Origin of the sequence: Paenibacillus sp. FSL H8-0282 (genome assembly GCF_037963825.1) — a bacterium.
Taxonomy (GTDB): Bacteria; Bacillota; Bacilli; order Paenibacillales; family Paenibacillaceae; genus Paenibacillus_AQ; species Paenibacillus_AQ odorifer.
This window is the reverse complement of sequence record NZ_CP150146.1, coordinates 1,462,633-1,478,355: the sequence shown is the minus strand read 5'-3', so window position 1 is coordinate 1,478,355 and position 15,723 is coordinate 1,462,633. Positions and strand designations below refer to the sequence as shown.

Annotated in this window: 15 protein-coding genes; 6 read left to right on the top strand and 9 right to left on the bottom strand. The window is 44.1% G+C overall.

Going from position 1 to position 15,723, the window contains the following annotated elements:
* Positions 1 to 143 precede the first annotated feature (143 nt).
* The 4 genes from NST94_RS06470 (at position 144) to NST94_RS06455 (ending at position 2,869) form a co-directional block, all read left to right on the top strand.
* On the top strand, positions 144 to 386 hold the full coding sequence (locus tag NST94_RS06470; protein ID WP_036680093.1) for a FeoA family protein: 243 nt from the start codon (positions 144 to 146) through the stop codon (positions 384 to 386).
* On the top strand, positions 383 to 2,395 hold the full coding sequence (feoB, locus tag NST94_RS06465; protein WP_076302178.1) for a ferrous iron transport protein B: 2,013 nt from the start codon (positions 383 to 385) through the stop codon (positions 2,393 to 2,395). Before NST94_RS06470 ends, feoB begins: the two co-directional genes overlap by 4 nt.
* Positions 2,396 to 2,439: 44 nt before the next feature.
* Positions 2,440 to 2,619 carry a FeoB-associated Cys-rich membrane protein gene (locus tag NST94_RS06460; RefSeq protein WP_038569228.1) on the top strand — a complete coding sequence of 60 codons (180 nt, stop codon included), beginning with the start codon at positions 2,440 to 2,442 and terminating at the stop codon, positions 2,617 to 2,619.
* 103 nt (positions 2,620 to 2,722) lie between these two features.
* Entirely contained in the window at positions 2,723 to 2,869 is a 147-nt protein-coding gene (locus NST94_RS06455) for a hypothetical protein (RefSeq protein WP_172628785.1), read from the top strand.
* Positions 2,870 to 2,967: 98 nt separating this feature from the next.
* On the opposite strand, the gene NST94_RS06450 is transcribed toward NST94_RS06455, so the two are convergent.
* The 5 genes from NST94_RS06450 to leuB all read right to left on the bottom strand — a co-directional run bounded on the left by NST94_RS06450 (position 2,968) and on the right by leuB (position 8,512).
* Positions 2,968 to 4,473: a leucyl aminopeptidase gene (locus tag NST94_RS06450; RefSeq protein ID WP_143766442.1), complete on the bottom strand. Its 1,506-nt coding sequence runs from the start codon at positions 4,471 to 4,473 to the stop codon at positions 2,968 to 2,970.
* A gap of 107 nt (positions 4,474 to 4,580) precedes the next feature.
* Complete coding sequence (locus NST94_RS06445; protein WP_036680098.1) at positions 4,581 to 5,684, bottom strand: ATP-binding protein; 1,104 nt, start codon at positions 5,682 to 5,684, stop codon at positions 4,581 to 4,583.
* 391 nt (positions 5,685 to 6,075) lie between these two features.
* Positions 6,076 to 6,483, bottom strand: a complete 408-nt coding sequence (locus NST94_RS06440; protein WP_036680100.1) for a hypothetical protein — start codon at positions 6,481 to 6,483, stop codon at positions 6,076 to 6,078.
* 225 nt (positions 6,484 to 6,708) lie between these two features.
* Positions 6,709 to 7,248 carry a peroxiredoxin gene (locus tag NST94_RS06435; RefSeq protein WP_036680102.1) on the bottom strand — a complete coding sequence of 180 codons (540 nt, stop codon included), beginning with the start codon at positions 7,246 to 7,248 and terminating at the stop codon, positions 6,709 to 6,711.
* 181 nt (positions 7,249 to 7,429) lie between these two features.
* Positions 7,430 to 8,512, bottom strand: coding sequence for a 3-isopropylmalate dehydrogenase (leuB, locus tag NST94_RS06430; RefSeq protein WP_036680106.1), 1,083 nt, complete (start codon positions 8,510 to 8,512; stop codon positions 7,430 to 7,432).
* A gap of 226 nt (positions 8,513 to 8,738) precedes the next feature.
* Between leuB and NST94_RS06425 the strand changes: the two genes are divergently transcribed.
* Positions 8,739 to 9,719 carry an aldo/keto reductase gene (locus NST94_RS06425; protein WP_076185414.1) on the top strand — a complete coding sequence of 327 codons (981 nt, stop codon included), beginning with the start codon at positions 8,739 to 8,741 and terminating at the stop codon, positions 9,717 to 9,719.
* Positions 9,720 to 9,795: 76 nt separating this feature from the next.
* Here the strand turns inward: NST94_RS06425 and NST94_RS06420 are convergent, their stop codons facing one another.
* The 4 genes from NST94_RS06420 to NST94_RS06405 all read right to left on the bottom strand — a co-directional run bounded on the left by NST94_RS06420 (position 9,796) and on the right by NST94_RS06405 (position 12,508).
* Positions 9,796 to 10,887 carry a DUF5668 domain-containing protein gene (locus NST94_RS06420; protein WP_076125478.1) on the bottom strand — a complete coding sequence of 364 codons (1,092 nt, stop codon included), beginning with the start codon at positions 10,885 to 10,887 and terminating at the stop codon, positions 9,796 to 9,798.
* 17 nt (positions 10,888 to 10,904) lie between these two features.
* Positions 10,905 to 11,402 (bottom strand): hypothetical protein, encoded by a 498-nt coding sequence (locus tag NST94_RS06415; protein WP_076125480.1) that lies wholly within the window; start codon positions 11,400 to 11,402, stop codon positions 10,905 to 10,907.
* A 75-nt stretch (positions 11,403 to 11,477) separates the two neighbouring features.
* Complete coding sequence (locus tag NST94_RS06410; protein WP_038569222.1) at positions 11,478 to 11,930, bottom strand: zf-HC2 domain-containing protein; 453 nt, start codon at positions 11,928 to 11,930, stop codon at positions 11,478 to 11,480.
* Positions 11,927 to 12,508 carry an RNA polymerase sigma factor gene (locus NST94_RS06405; RefSeq protein WP_076125482.1) on the bottom strand — a complete coding sequence of 194 codons (582 nt, stop codon included), beginning with the start codon at positions 12,506 to 12,508 and terminating at the stop codon, positions 11,927 to 11,929. Before NST94_RS06405 ends, NST94_RS06410 begins: the two co-directional genes overlap by 4 nt.
* Before the next feature lie 103 nt (positions 12,509 to 12,611).
* Here NST94_RS06405 and NST94_RS06400 point away from each other — a divergent pair, with 103 nt between their 5' ends.
* Entirely contained in the window at positions 12,612 to 15,710 is a 3,099-nt protein-coding gene (locus NST94_RS06400; RefSeq protein WP_339281789.1) for an ATP-binding protein, read from the top strand.
* Positions 15,711 to 15,723 lie beyond the last annotated feature (13 nt).

Genomic DNA, 15,723 nt, shown 5'->3' with positions numbered 1-15,723 from the left:
ATGTAAAGGAATTTCATCTTCTTCTCTTTAATGCTATTACCACATCGTGTCAGCGACAATGATCACAGTAAATAAGCCCTAAAAATGCTACATTACAAGAAAATCATTGAGATTGATTATCAGTCTCTTTTGGAGGGATAAAAATGGCTTCTACCTCTTGCTCATTACTGCGACTACAACCGGGTTCGACCGGATATATTCATAAAATAGAAGGAATCAACCCCATCCTGCGTCGTCGTCTGGCTGATCTTGGAGTGTCCGAGGGTGTGAGCATTCGCCTGAAAGGAAAAGGACCTTTTTTAGGACCTATTACCTTGGAATGCAATGGACAACTGTTCGCCATCCGCCGGAAGGAAGCTTCATTGATTGAGGTGAACGTGTCTTGAGTTCAATAGCACTTGTAGGTAACCCCAATACAGGTAAAACCTCTCTCTTCAATACATTGACCTCCTCATACGAATATGTTGGTAACTGGTCAGGGGTAACGGTAGAAAAGAAGATCGGCAGCCTGAAGAACGGCGCTGGCAAGCTCATTGATTTGCCGGGCATCTATTCCTTGCACCCACTCTCACGTGATGAGGGAGTTGCTGCCCAGTATTTAATAGAAGAATCTCCTGAAGCCTTAATTAATATCGTGGATGCTTCACAGCTGGAACGAAATCTGCTGCTCACGCTTCAATTACTTGAGTATGGCAAACCTACCTTACTCGGACTGAATATGATTGACGTCGCCAATGCACGTGGAATTCGCATCAATCATGAAGTCTTACAATCACGACTGGGTATAACTGTCCTCCCGCTTGTTGCAAGAACGGGAAAAGGCTGCGCACAAGTCCTCAGTATTTTAGAGAAATCCTCTGCGATTCCCGCTGTAAAGTTCAAGTTGAACTATGGTGAGATTGTAGAGCATGCGATATCTTCTATAGAAAAGGAATTACTTCCTATCAAGGACTTACCCAATCACCGCTGGATTTCTCTACAGCTTATGGAGCAGAATCCGGTTATTCTTCATTTTCTAAAGACACGTATGGACACCTCTCGCCTGCTAAACATCTGTGAATCCTGTCAGAGTGAGCTACAGATCAAAAAGCTGGCCCTGACGCTCCCCCAATGGATTCGCTCACAGCGGATGGAATATATTCACTCCATTTGTGAGGTTGTACTTGATACAACAACGCAGAAGCCTCATAACTTAACAGAAAGATTAGATTCCATATTGACGCATCGTTTTCTAGGACTGCCCTTATTTATCTTCTTTATGTATGCTCTCTTTAAGACCACATTTGACTGGGTTGGCGGACCTCTATCAGATCTCCTCGATGGCCTGATCTCCGGACCGATTAGTGATGGAGCCAATTCCCTGCTACAGACGCTTGGAGCATCCAGCTTCACGCATGCCCTGATCGTCGATGGATTAATTAGCGGTGTAGGGGGCGTCCTCGTCTTTGTCCCGCAAATCTTCATTCTCTTCCTGATCATTTCCTTCTTGGAGGATTCAGGATACATGGCTCGGGTTTGCTTATTAATGGACAGCACGATGGAACGTATGGGACTAAACGGAAAAGCATTTATTCCATTCATCATTGGCTTCGGCTGCAATGTACCTGCCATAATGGCGGCGCGCAGCATCGAACAGCCCAAAGACCGAATGCTGACCACCTTGCTAATGCCACTGATGTCCTGTTCTGCGAGACTGCCTGTTTACGCTTTATTCGCAGCAGTATTTTTCCCGGCGCAAGAGGCCGTAGCAGTTCTGTCCATGTATGTGATGGGTATTGTGTTTGCGCTGATTCTTTGTAAGGTATTCTCTAAATATTTATTCAAAAATGAATCCTCAGTTTTCATGATCGAGCTTCCACCTTATCGTATGCCGCAGATCAAGACCTTATCGCGCAGCACTTGGGAAAAGGGCAAGGGGTTCCTGCGAAAAGCTGGAACTATTATTCTTGCAGGCTCAGCAATTATTTGGTTTATGTCTTATGCGGGTCCTGGCGGGTTTGATGTGGACATGGATCACAGCTTCCTGGCTAAGTTTGGAGGTATGATCGCACCGCTACTGGCACCGCTTGGTTTCGGAACATGGCAGGCTGGCTCTACATTGGTTCCGGGCTTTTTGGCAAAAGAGGTCGTAGTCTCTACCATGAATATCATCTATCATGCACCAGATGCTGCTGGTTTAGAAAATCAAATTTCTCAAGTCTTCACACCATTGAGTTCGATCAGCTTTATGGCCTTTATCCTGCTATATATTCCTTGTTTGGCTACTGTAGGGGTGATCAAAAAAGAAACAGCATCTTGGAAATGGACCTTCTTCTCCATGGGGTATTCTCTCGTTCTGGCGTATATCGTATCTTTAATTATTTTTCAAGGCGGACGGTTATTAGGATGGTCGTAGACTTGTAAATTATAAGATTCTCATGATGAAAGTGGGGTACCATTATGATAAATGTTGTGATTGTCGCCTTAATTTTCGGTTATTCTGGCTGGACCATCTATCGACATGTGCAAAAGGGGAAGCAGGGCGCTTGTGCAGGCTGTGATAAAGGAAAAAGCTGCTCGGCAGCATCGATGGATTCCCCTCTTTCTTGTTGTTCAACACCGGTTAACAACAAGAAGTAAGCTTGTAAAACGAGCAATAAATAGAGATTTATCGTTTAGCCTCCTTAACTAACGGGTATGTTTGTTATAAGCAACTACAGACAATACCAAGGAGGTAATTCCTATGAATACCAAAAAGACATTATTTACAACAGTCGCATTGGGAGCAGTATATTTACTGAAGAATAAGGGAACTCGCGATAAAATTATGAACGGCATTCAATCCTACACTTCCCAATCGAAGGCCAAAAAATCCAGTGGTACTGTTTAAGCTTCTGCTCTTGGATTTCAATAAAGGGGTGTTCCCTAAACCAGACTCTGGTTTAGGGAACACCCCTTGTTGTTTAGAACGGACAGCTCCCCGGATGTTTAGATCTCGCTTTCGCTCAGCAGCCACTGAATGATAGAACGAACCATGACACCTGTTGCTCCCTTAGGATTAACTCCACGTTCTTTAGATACATATGCAGTGCCAGCAATGTCTAGATGAATCCATGGCAAGCCCTCAGCAAACTCACCTACAAATAATCCGCCTGTAGTAGCTCCACCATATCTTCCAGCAGTGTTACGGATATCGGCAACCTCGCTCTTTAGCATCTCACGAAATTCCGGGTATGCCGGAAGCGGCCAGACCTTTTCCCCTGAATAGCTTGAAGCGGCCAGAAATCGCTCCAGAAACGCTTCATCATTAGTCACAGCACCTGTTGCTATATCTCCCAAAGTGGACAACACAGCGCCTGTCAGCGTAGCTACATCGATAATACGTTTCGCTCCCCATTCCCGAGCATAAGTCAGCGCATCTCCCAGGACAATTCTGCCTTCAGCGTCGGTATTCAACACCTCTATCGTTCGTCCGCTCATGGAGGTAATAACATCTCCAGGCTTAAAAGCATTGGCCGATGGCATATTCTCAGCAGATGGAATAACCATAACGACATTCATTCGTGGACGTAAGCGGCCAAGCGCATCCATTACTCCGAGTACAGCCGCTGCCCCTCCCATATCACTAATCAGCTCTTCCATGCCTGGTGCTCTTTTTAAGGAGATCCCGCCGGTGTCAAAGGTAACTCCCTTCCCTACAAGTCCCACTACGTTATCCCAATTCCCTGTCCCCTGATAACGGATGACGATCATTCGTGGAGGGTTTACACTTCCTTTTCCAACTGCGAGCAATCCGCCCATTCCTTTTTGCTCAATTTCCCGTTCATCCAGCACCTCAGAAGGAAAGCCATATCGCTCAGCAACCTCTATAGCGGCCACAGCAAGGTCTGAGGGGGTCAATAGATTACCAGGCATGTTGGTCAAGCTCCGCGCCAAATTCGTGGCCTCACCGAAAGCTAGCCCCTTCTGAATGCCTTGAGTCCAATCCCGCCCGGCAGTACCCTCTAATTTCTCTTTTATAGTGAAAACAACTGCTGTTGGGCCTGTATAAAAAGACTGCACCTGCTTATAGGTAGCCCGACGATAGGAACCAAGCATTAGCCCCTCCGTCAGCGCATAAGCAATAGAAGTCACATCCTTCTCTACGGTAAGCTCCTGTAATTTGTCCGGCACTTCAAATACCAGCTTGAGCGCCTTCAAACGAAGTGCTGCACGGGCTGTCTGAGCCCCCATTTGCCTTAGATCCTCAGTCGTGAGAAGTTGGTCCCCCCTGCCAACCAAAATAACAACAGGACAACCAGATGAATTCTCAGCAGGTAGTACATAAGTCTGATTAAGCTTGCCTTTAAATAAACCTGCCTTTCCCAATAGGCGAATTCTGTCATCCCAGCCCTCGGAAAAGCCTCCATTTTCGACCTCAGACTCAGAAATAATAAAGATAAGGGCATCACCCTGCACATTGTTGGCAACACCACTGTTGTATTCTATATTCATTGTGATTCCCTCCATTTGTTTCCCCAAACCAACACCCATTGTAACATAAGCAAAGGCTGATCTCCGCATCTGTATTATCCGCAGGGATCAGCCTCTTATTACTTATTCTAATGGATTAATGGCAAAGAGATCACAAAATGAGTACCCTCGTTAACTCTGCTGCTAACAGAAATGCATCCGCCATGATTTTTGATGATGCGGTCACTTACGGAAAGACCCAATCCTGTACCATTCTCTTTGGTAGTAAAGAAAGGATTAAATAACCTGTCCAGTGTACGAATATCCATTCCTTTACCGTTGTCAGATATGAACATACGGACCTCAGAGCCTTCTCTGCGGGCACCAACCTCGATTTTCCCCATCGAATCATCTTCTCGATCCGCTACAGCCTCCATTGCATTTCTAATCATATTAAGCACAACTTGCTTCATCTGTTTGACATCGCCAGAAATCACCATGTCCTCTTGAAGAGGATGAAGATTGATCTGGCAGCCCTTCATTAAAGCTTCGCTCTCTGTAAGGAGAACAACCTCCTTGAGCAATGCGGACACGGGTATCATCCCCACCTGCGGAACTGACGGCTTAGAGGAGGACAGAAATTCATGGATAATATCGTTCGCACGATCGATCTCGGCCAATATAATCTTGGCATATTCCTCTTTCCCCAGTTGATGCAAGTATGGATGAAGCAGTTGAATAAATCCCCGGATCGCGGTCAACGGATTCCGGATTTCATGGGCAATAGATGCGGATAATTTGCCTAGCATAGCCAAGCTATCGTTCTGGTAAGCCGTTTGTTCGATTAACTTATAATCCGAGATTTCCTTGACAGTGAACAAATAACAGCCTTTCATTTGCTCTCCGCAGCATAAAGTAACCTTCCAGTAACGGCCATACTCGTCTAGAAACTCATAATTTGATTTTCCTTTGTATACCATCTCTCTGTAGCTCTGCAGTACTTGTTTTTTCTTGGAACGGCTCAGTCGAACATTAGACAGCAGATGGGAAAATGTGCAGCCCACAAGAGAGTGACGGGTAAGCTCAAGCATCCCGTACATTTGCTTATTTACAAAACTTATAACTCCCTCTTCATCAAAAAGCATGATTCCGCTGTCAATATTCTCTAGAACATCCTCGTATGTAGTATCCACAGGTCCAGTTTGATAGGTTCTTCCCGGTAATAGAAGACTTTCTTGATATTGGCTAATCACGATACGAAGTTCCCCCTTTTACTGCATTTGACGAAGACGCTTAAGCGACATCAAATTACTATGTATTTGAGTGTATGACGAAGCCGCCAGAACATTCGGTAATCGTTGCACTTTTTCCAACCGGTTCAATTATATTCCAATCATATCCAAGAGAACTAGACAACGCAATCGGAGAAACTGTCGAATGGTAAAAAAATTCATAAAATGATTCCAAAGACATATGAAACATCACATCAAATTATATTTATCGCTATTTATTCGCCTAAATGATTTAAAAAAATCTAAAAAGGATCACGAAAAACTAAAAAGGATTATAAAAAGCTAAAAAGCCCCCGCGATTGCGGAGGCTTACATGGAAAAATGGGGCATGCCCAAAAAATTAGTAATAAACTTATGCCTTTTGTTGCAGGCGTAGACGGCGCTGACTCATCACAGCTAACCTTTTTTTCAATTCCCGTTCCCACTTGGTATCCTCAATCTGTTTGGCTACAGCTAGCAGGTCAAGCGCCATATCGATCTGATTGCGTACAACGGCTAGAGGATCTTCACTCTCGACGTTAATGACGTTCTCGAATATTGCAGTTTCGTCTTCCATGACATAGTCCTGAAAGTCCACGTCGGTAACACCATCTCCATGTGCATATTCCGCTAAGATCTCATATTCATTCTCGACCTTGTAGTGAACCTCCACACGATGACATACCGGACAAAAAAGCAGGGGAACATTATGGACTTGCGTGCGATAATGTTTTAGGGTCCCCTTTGTTCCTACCATACTCGCTCCACAGCAAAAGCTCATATTTGTTCGCCCTCCTTAGAAATAACCCTTTGATTGTTTATTATTGTATTACATTACCCCAATGGAGATTCCTCCACTCGAGGACATAATATAACTTTTCGCGCCTATTTTCAAATCTATTTAGATATACAAGATCTTTTGGAGCAAAAAACCCCCTTACAGAAAATTTTCTGCAAGGAGGTAGAAATCAGAATATCAAGGATCACTATGATAACGGTCTAAAATTTACAGATTCTTATCTCCCGGCTTCCAGTTCATTGGGCATAAACCACCAGATTGCAAGGCTTGCAGAACACGAAGTGTTTCTTCCACGCTGCGGCCTACATCATTGTGGTTAACGACTTGATATTTCAATTCGCCTTCAGGATCGATTATGAACAAACCACGCAATGCGATACCTTCTTCTTCAATCAGAATGCCATAGTCTTTAGAGACTTGTTTCGTAATATCAGCTGCAAGCGGGAAATTCAAACGACCCAGGCCATTAGAATCCTTAGGGGTATTGATCCAAGCTTTGTGGCTGTGGATCGAATCGATGCTTGCGCCAAGAATCGCTGTATCAAGTGCTTCAAACTGTGCTGCTGCGTCACTGAGAGCTGTGATTTCAGTTGGACATACAAATGTGAAATCAAGCGGATAGAAGAAGAATACAAGCCATTTGCCACGATAATCAGACAAGCTTACTTTACCAAAATCCTTACCATCACCTGATACGGTTTCCATAGTAAAATCGGGAGCCGGTCTACCTACTAAACGTTCCGCCATTGCTAGAATCCTCCCTCTGATTATGTAAGAAAAAGTACCATTTGTATCTCTCAATATACTGAAATATATTGAAATTTGCAGAAATCGATAATATCTTGTCTACTAAACAAATGGTATCATCGCACAAAATCAAAGTCAAGATTAGATCAATTATTTATTTATAATTATTATAAATAGAAGATTAGGCTTTGCGGATTGCTGCAACAATCAGGTCGCCCATTTCAGTTGTACTGATCGCTTTGCTCTTATCCACGGCGATATCACTTGTACGGTGCCCTGCATCCAATACTGCAGCAACTGCAGCTTCGATTGCAGCAGCAGCATCCTCATAACCAAAGGTTAAGCGGAACATAAGGGCCAGCGACAAGATTGTTGCGATCGGGTTCGCAAGCCCTTGTCCGGCAATATCAGGAGCAGAGCCGTGAACGGGCTCGTAGAGACCATAGTTGCCGTCACCCATCGAAGCCGAAGCAAGCATACCGATAGAACCTGTCAGCATAGCAGCCTCGTCGCTCAGGATATCACCAAACATGTTCTCAGTAACGATAACGTCAAAGCTAGATGGACGGCGCAGCAACTGCATTGCGCAGTTATCAACCAGTACATGCTCTACCTCTACCTCCGGATATTCTGGAGCGATCTTATTCACAACCTCACGCCACAAACGTGAAGTTTCAAGTACATTCGCTTTATCAACACTCGCCAGTTTATTGCGGCGCTTGCCGGCAATTTCAAAAGCTTGGCGGACAATTCGTTCTACTTCCATTACGTTATATACACAGGTGTCCACAGCTTCTTCACCATGTTCTCCTTGACGGCGCAATTTATCTCCGAAATAAATCCCGCCAGTCAGTTCGCGAACTACCATAAGATCTGTGCCTTCCAGGACTTCAGGCTTCAAAGTCGAAGCATCCTTAAGACAGTCAAATACGACAGCTGGACGCAGGTTGGAGAACAACCCCAGTGCTTTGCGAATTCCGAGCAGTCCGGTTTCAGGACGAAGTTCCTTTGGATTATTATCCCATTTCGGTCCACCAACAGCACCCAATAACACAGCATCTGCGCTACGACAGATTTCAAGTGTATCTTCCGGCAGCGGAGTGCCCTTCTCGTCTATAGCGATACCGCCAAATAATGCATGCTCTGTTTCAAAGGCATAACCGAATACTTCTTCTGTTACTTTCAATACTTTTTCCGCTTCTGCTACAACTTCTGGTCCAATACCGTCCCCTGCGATAACGGCGATTTTTTTAACTTCACTCATCTCAGTCACTCCTCAAGTTTTCTGCTCTAACAGACATAGTTCTTCTTTATATTGTTGTATCATACCCAGTCGTAAAGGACAAAGATATAGATTCTATTGAGCTGATAGGTATAGCCTATAAACAGTGAGAATCAGACCACCACCGTGAATGCTGAGCATATTTGCTCTTAGTTCTGAAGATGTTTACAATTACTATGAAGTCATCTATCAAAGGAGTGAATGCGAAGTGCATTATACAAAGCTTGGCAAATCCGGCATGAAGGTCAGTCGCCTATGTCTGGGAACGATGAATTTTGGCCCACAGACGGATGAAAAAGAAGCCTTCCGCATCATGGACGCTGCACTGGATGCAGGTGTTAATTTTTTTGATACCGCTAACATTTACGGCTGGGGCGAAAATTCTGGCCTGACTGAAACCATTATCGGACGCTGGTTTAAACAAGGCGGCGGGCGGCGGGAAAAGGTTGTACTAGCCACCAAAGTTTATGGAGCCATGAATGATAAGCTTGATGGTCCTAATGATGAAGAAGGATTATCCTCATATATCATTCGCCGCCATCTTGAAGGGTCCCTGCAGCGTCTTCAGACCGATCATATTGAATTGTACCAGATGCATCATATAGACCGCAGTACGTCCTGGGAAGAGCTCTGGGGGGCTTTCGAGCTGGCTGTGAGTCAAGGCAAGATTGGTTATGTCGGTTCCAGTAACTTTGCAGGCTGGGATATCGCCGTAGCTCAACAAGAAGCTAAGGCTCGTGGTTTTCTTGGACTAGTCTCAGAGCAGCATAAATACAGTCTGACCTGTCGGCTTCCTGAACTTGAAGTTTTGCCAGCCGCTCGCCATCTGGGGCTAGGTATTATTCCTTGGAGCCCACTCGATGGAGGTCTGCTCGGAAGAAATGCACTCAAAAAAATAGAGGGCAGCCGAAGTGGCGGAAATGCAGATCGTGTAGAGCAGCACAAGAGCCAGCTTGAGGCTTTTGCCAGCTTATGTATGGAGCTGGGAGAACCACAGGATAATGTCGCTCTTGCTTGGCTACTGGCTAATCCTGCTGTAACAGCTCCTATTATCGGCCCCCGCACACTGGAGCAATTTGAGAGTGCGCTGCGCAGTCTTGAGATTGTACTAGATGAAGCTGTGCTTAAACGACTAGATGAAATATTCCCTGGACCCGGCGGTGAAGCCCCTAAAGCCTATGCTTGGTAGGTAAGTTCTATCATAAAAGGAGCTGAGGCCTCAGCAGAATCCATTCGCTGAAGCCTCAGCTCCCTTTTACTCATACTTATTCAGCTGTGTCCACGGTCACACTTCCATTACTCGTGCTTAAATCCACAGTATACGTGGCTTTACCAAGCACAGCGGTACCATAGCTATCGCCGTCCCGATCCCAGGGTACATTCCCCTTCAGCGAGCCATTACTTGTATCTGCAATAATCTTCGCATCCGACACGGCCGGTAAGCCCACTATAATCTTTCCGTTACTGGATGTACATTTCCAGTTTCCGGTCACTGCTGAGTTTATAGTAATTTTGCCATTGCTGCTCTTGGCTGACAACGCCCCATCAATGTTATCCAATACTATGGCTCCATTAGAGCTCACAAGTTCAACTTCACCTTGGATATTCTGTACGGATAGTGACCCATTGCTGGTATGTGCATCCACTTCGCCGACAATATCATGAATATTTAATGCACCATTACTTGTCTCAACCTCTATACCTGACTTAAGATTCCAGGCTTCTATAGAGCCATCACTTGTCTCAACCTCAACAGCAAGGTTATTGGGTGCACTTATATTTAAATAAGGACTTTTGGTATTGAATCCAAACTGAATGTTAGAGAACCAATTATGATCGGTATCAAGCTCCATAATCAGTGTATCTCCTTCAGTACTAACCTTCCATTTCTTTTCTAATGCACTTTCAGCATCACTTTGCGATTTTCCAGGCAGCAGTAAACTTCCCTCATAATCCAAAGAGCTTCCAGCTACACCCTCAACCTTTACTTTTCCACTTGGAAGTACGATTTTGAGCGTCGTAATATTCTCTTTCACTTCCACATTCCCACTAAGCGGAGTTAGATGTGTATTACCGATCAGATTGCTGAGTGAACCTCCGGCCATTACTGTCTGAGCACCACTTGCTCCGATCAGCACAATAATTAACAGGATGGCCCAGCCGCTTACACGGCTTTTGACATCGGATTTAATAAAAAGTCTAATCAACATCTCAAGTCCGAATAAGACCAACAACGCCGGCCATAAAAAACCAAGCACCTCATAGCTGATCATATCATACTGAGCCATCACGATAATGACACCAAGGGCAATGCAGCCCAAGGCTGCTGTGAAACTTCCTATTTTCCATCTCCCCATAGTTAAATCCCCGTTTCTTATGCTCTCGTATTGTTCCTTAACATCTTCAGTCCGTACGCAATCAGACCCACTGATAATAAGATCGTGCCGATGTTGATCTCAGTCAGCATATCCCAAAGGGTAGGGAAAGCTGTGATTACCAACATAAGGAACCCAGCAACAACACAGCCGATTCCCACCCAAGCTGGATTGATCTCTTCATGTGGATATCCAGGCATAGAGGACATACCCATGGTCCAAGGGGCTCCGAAGCTGTCTGGATGAAACATCATTCGTTCGTGTTCAGCAGCAGTTATTTTCATCCAAGCCGCCTTCTGCAGGGCATCAAACAACTGATAAAACCACAGCGCCGCCAGGGCAAACGGGAAGATCAAGGGCTCGGACGGAATAAACATTATACATAAGGAGGCCCCGATCATAAACTGTAAACCCTGCTTTTTAAAGCCTAAGTACAAATGACCTACTCCAGGTATCATAGCCAGCATAAAAGTGAGCCAACGTCTCTTCTTAATCATAATACATCCTCCTAAAATTTGGGTAGCAAAACTTTAGCCAATTTAAACATCTATTGATGATCAATTATTTTATTACTATCTCCCAAAGCCACCAAACCACTGGGTTACTGAATTCGACATATGGCCGTTTATTTCGGTAATGCCATAGGCTAAATTCTCAAATACCCCAAACTGCAACAATAACAAACTGAGGCAAGCAGCCACTCCATAATGAATCCATGAGGTTTTTGGGGCAGAACGACGTCTTACATTGGTTGCCTTAGTCGCTCGTGATCTGCGCCCTGTTTCGAGCTGCTCAATATGTGTCATAACATCTGCTGCGAGATCCGGGAAGTCCATCTGCGCCTGCAACTGTTCTCTGTCAGCATCCATTTCCGACCACAGCTCCGACATTGCTTTGGCTTCCTCCAGCCACTCTGCGCAATCAGGACATGACTCTATGTGCAATCGGATACTCAGCTCCATCTCTGGAGACAGTAGGCCGTCTATATAATGTGGCATCCATTCCTTCACTATTGCACAATTCATCGCCATTCCTCCCTTTGTTTACGCATCATCTGTCTGGCTCGATAAAGCTGCGATTCGATTGTTTTCACGGAAACTCCCTTTTGCTCTGCAATCTCTTGATAGGAATTCCGCTGAAAATAGTACAGCTGGACGACCGACCGGTACGGTTCCGCCAGACTGTTCACATTCTCTCCTAATTCAGCTGATGTTTCCTGCTCAAGTACCTCATGCTCCGGAGTTTGAGACGTTACCCAATCATTTTCTGTGTAATCAGCTGCACTTCGGTACTTCCACTCCCTATCGTTGGCCCGTTTCCAGTCCAGACAGGTTCGGTAGGCAATCCGATACAGCCATGTCGAGAAGGAGGATTGTCCTCTGAAAGAGGGGAGCGCTTTATATGCTTTTATAAAAACCTCCTGGGCCATATCTTTGGCCGATTCGGCTTCTCCTGTGATTTTGACGCATACTCTGTATACCATGCCTTGGTAACGTGTCACCAAATGCCCAAAGGCTTGATGTTGACCGTTCAGCACAGCAGCAATCCATTCTGCCTCTTCCAGCTTTCTCCCCTCCTTCACCTTCATAACGTTAGACGCCAACCAATCGTTCTCCCCTGCAACCTATACATAAATTTTTTTGGTTTTTTTGAAATAGGCTGAAGAGAGGAATATATAGTTTGTTGTCGAATAATGTTTAACTACTATGACTAAAAGAAAACTCTTCTTAATTATCGCATTGTTTCTTATTATACTCACTGGATTCCGTATCCTATGGGTAAAGATTTCTCCGCACACCACACAACCACCACTGATCAATGGTCTGTTGGATTTACGGGATAAACAATGGAATCAGGACAAACTCCTTATTTTAAGTGGGCAGTGGGAGTTCTATCCGGGTATGCTGCTTCCTTCATTCAACGAACAATCTGTAACTGCTGCTCCTGCAAAATATATACAAGTCCCGGGGAACTGGAAAGATGCCCTTAGCGATAGCGATAAATCTGCTTATGGCTACGGCTCCTATCGGCTACGTGTCCTAACAGATAATCATAAGAAGCAATCCTATAGTCTTCTAATTTCCGGAGCTCGGTCCTCTTCAGAAGTGTATATCAACGGTGAACGGCTGGACAGCTCTGGCACTCCTGCTGAGAGTAAAGAACACTATATTCCGTACATACTGCCTTATTCAGTATCCTTTACAACCGATAAAAGTGAACTTGAAATTGTGATCCATGTAGCCAACTATTCCTTTTCCCAAACGGGAGGAATTTCTAAAACGATTGTATTTGGCAGCGAAAAAGCTTTAACACAGGAAAGACTGCTCTCTATTAGCCTACAGTTGCTATTATGTGTTGTTCTAATACTGCACGCTGTATATGCTGTTATTTTATATATAATTGGGCTGCGGCAAAAGATGTTGATCTATTTTTTTCTACTGGTAATATCCGCTATAACTACCGTACTCATAGATGATGACAGGCTTTTATTGCACGTATTTCCCTTGAACTATCAATGGAATTTCAAGCTATTTTTTATCTCTTATATTGCTGTATTTATTTTTATCCTGCAGACAAGCAAACATCTTTTGTTCACGGATTTAAAAATAAAAAGTATTCGTATCCTAACCATCCTGTCCGTAGTAGACATCCTGTTCATATTATTTGGACCCGTTGTTCACTATTATGAATTTCACACACTGATTTTCGGCATAAATTTATTAGTTTTAGCATTAGGTGTCGTAATTCTTTTTCTGAGATCTATTGTTAAAAATTACGAAGGCTCTATTTTCCTGTTGTTATCTATGTTTGCCATCGTTAACAGCACACTTTGGGGAATGTTCAAGAATTATAACTGGGTTAACGTTACCTATTATCCTTTTGATCTAATTATCGCCTTTTTGTGCTTTGCGACTTTTGGATTTAAGCGATATCACTGGAATACTAAGGAGACAGAAAAACTGGCGCACAGCCTGCAGAGAAGTGTTACGCAAAAGGATGTTTTTTTGGCTAACACCTCACATGAATTAAAAAATCCGCTGTACAGTATCATTAACATTGCCGAAACTGTCCTGGACAGCGAGCGTGACACTGTAACGCATCAAAATGCTGAGAATTTAAAACTGCTCATTACCGTTGGAAGACGTATGTCTCTTCTGGTTGACGATCTGCTGGATCAATCCCAGCTCCGTGAAAGCAATATACAATTGCAGCTCAGAGAACTTAAGATCCAATCCTTCGCAGTGGGTGTGCTTGATATGCTCAAATTCTTAACGGAAGGGAAATCTTTAACCTTAATCTCAGAAATACCAGATTCATTCCCTTCTATTGTGGCTGATGAAAAAAGACTCATTCAGATCTTGTTCAATCTGCTTCAAAATGCTGTTAAATATACGACTGTAGGCACGATAAGAATCCATGCAGATATTCATAAAAAATCGGCGCAGATTCATATTACGGATACGGGTCTTGGCATGAACGAGGAGACGTTGCTCAGAGCTTTCCAGCCCTATGAACAGGGCGATTCCAGCATGAACGAAGTTAGCGGTGGCATCGGGCTTGGATTAAGCACCAGCAAGCAGTTAGTTGAACTTCACGGCGGGAAAATAAGTGTAGTCTCTACACTTGGAGAAGGTACTACCTTTACATTCACAATGCCATTATACGATTCAACCAGCCGGGTATTGAGTTCAGAACTGCCCTCTATGACTGAATTCTCAGACACGCCATCTATGATCACTTTATCCAAATTAACCGCACCGGGTATCGTTTCATCAGCCCATGGAAGGAGACCCAAGCTTCTGGCTGTAGATGATGATCCGGTTAATCTAAAAATACTTACCAACGTACTTTCCATCAAGGACTATGAAATCGTTACGGTGACCAGCGGAAACGATGCTTTACTATTGCTGGATACCGTTCAGTGGGATTTAATTATTACAGATGTAATGATGCCACAAATGTCCGGGTATGAGCTGGCGCATAGAATTCGTGAACGTTACACCATTGCTGAGCTTCCCATTCTGCTTCTGACGGCACGAGGCCAAGCGGAAGATATTTATACCGGTTTTATTTCAGGTGCAAATGACTATGTAATGAAGCCTATGAATGCAATAGAGCTGAAGGCCCGTGTACGCTCCTTAACAGATCTAAAACAGTCCGTAAACGAACGGCTTCGTGTGGAAGCTGCCTATCTTCAAGCGCAAATACAACCACATTTCTTGTTCAACACATTAAATTCAATATCCGCGCTGGCTTCTTTTGATATTAATAGAATGAGTCACCTTGTGGATGCCTTCAGCTCTTATTTGCGTTTAAGCTTCAATTTCCTGAATGCTGAGCCTATGATACCGATTGAACGAGAGCTTGAGCTTGTTCATGCCTACCTCTACATAGAAAAGGAGCGCTTTGAAGATAGGATGACCATTCTTTGGGATTATGAGGAAAGCTTGCATTTTCAACTGCCGCCTCTGACTATACAGCCACTGGTTGAAAATGCTGTCCGGCACGGTATTTTGAGTCGCTCCCAAGGAGGAACGGTGTCCATAACCATCAAGGAACAAGCTGGCGATATTGAAATCACGATATCAGACAACGGCCAAGGCATGAAAAACGAACAACTCCAGCAGTTGCTCAGCAATCCGTCTAATGATGCAAGAGGAATCGGATTTTTAAATACACATAAACGGCTGTTGCGGGTCTACGGAAAAGGGCTGCAGATTAAAAGCTCCGAAGGGAAAGGAACTTCTGTGAGTTTTATTATTCCTTCTGACAAAAAAAATCCGCTTCGAAAACTTTCTGATTAACAGACAAACTATT

Coding starts and splice junctions, on each gene's coding strand:
- NST94_RS06470 (WP_036680093.1), top strand. CDS start 144: ATGGCTTCTACCTCTTGCTCATTACTGCGACTACAACCGGGTTCGACC.
- NST94_RS06460 (WP_038569228.1), top strand. CDS start 2,440: ATGATAAATGTTGTGATTGTCGCCTTAATTTTCGGTTATTCTGGCTGG.
- NST94_RS06455 (WP_172628785.1), top strand. CDS start 2,723: ATGAATACCAAAAAGACATTATTTACAACAGTCGCATTGGGAGCAGTA.
- NST94_RS06450 (WP_143766442.1), bottom strand. CDS start 4,473: ATGAATATAGAATACAACAGTGGTGTTGCCAACAATGTGCAGGGTGAT.
- NST94_RS06440 (WP_036680100.1), bottom strand. CDS start 6,483: ATGAGCTTTTGCTGTGGAGCGAGTATGGTAGGAACAAAGGGGACCCTA.
- NST94_RS06435 (WP_036680102.1), bottom strand. CDS start 7,248: ATGGCGGAACGTTTAGTAGGTAGACCGGCTCCCGATTTTACTATGGAA.
- leuB (WP_036680106.1), bottom strand. CDS start 8,512: ATGAGTGAAGTTAAAAAAATCGCCGTTATCGCAGGGGACGGTATTGGA.
- NST94_RS06420 (WP_076125478.1), bottom strand. CDS start 10,887: ATGGGGAGATGGAAAATAGGAAGTTTCACAGCAGCCTTGGGCTGCATT.
- NST94_RS06415 (WP_076125480.1), bottom strand. CDS start 11,402: ATGATTAAGAAGAGACGTTGGCTCACTTTTATGCTGGCTATGATACCT.
- NST94_RS06410 (WP_038569222.1), bottom strand. CDS start 11,930: ATGAATTGTGCAATAGTGAAGGAATGGATGCCACATTATATAGACGGC.
- NST94_RS06400 (WP_339281789.1), top strand. CDS start 12,612: ATGACTAAAAGAAAACTCTTCTTAATTATCGCATTGTTTCTTATTATA.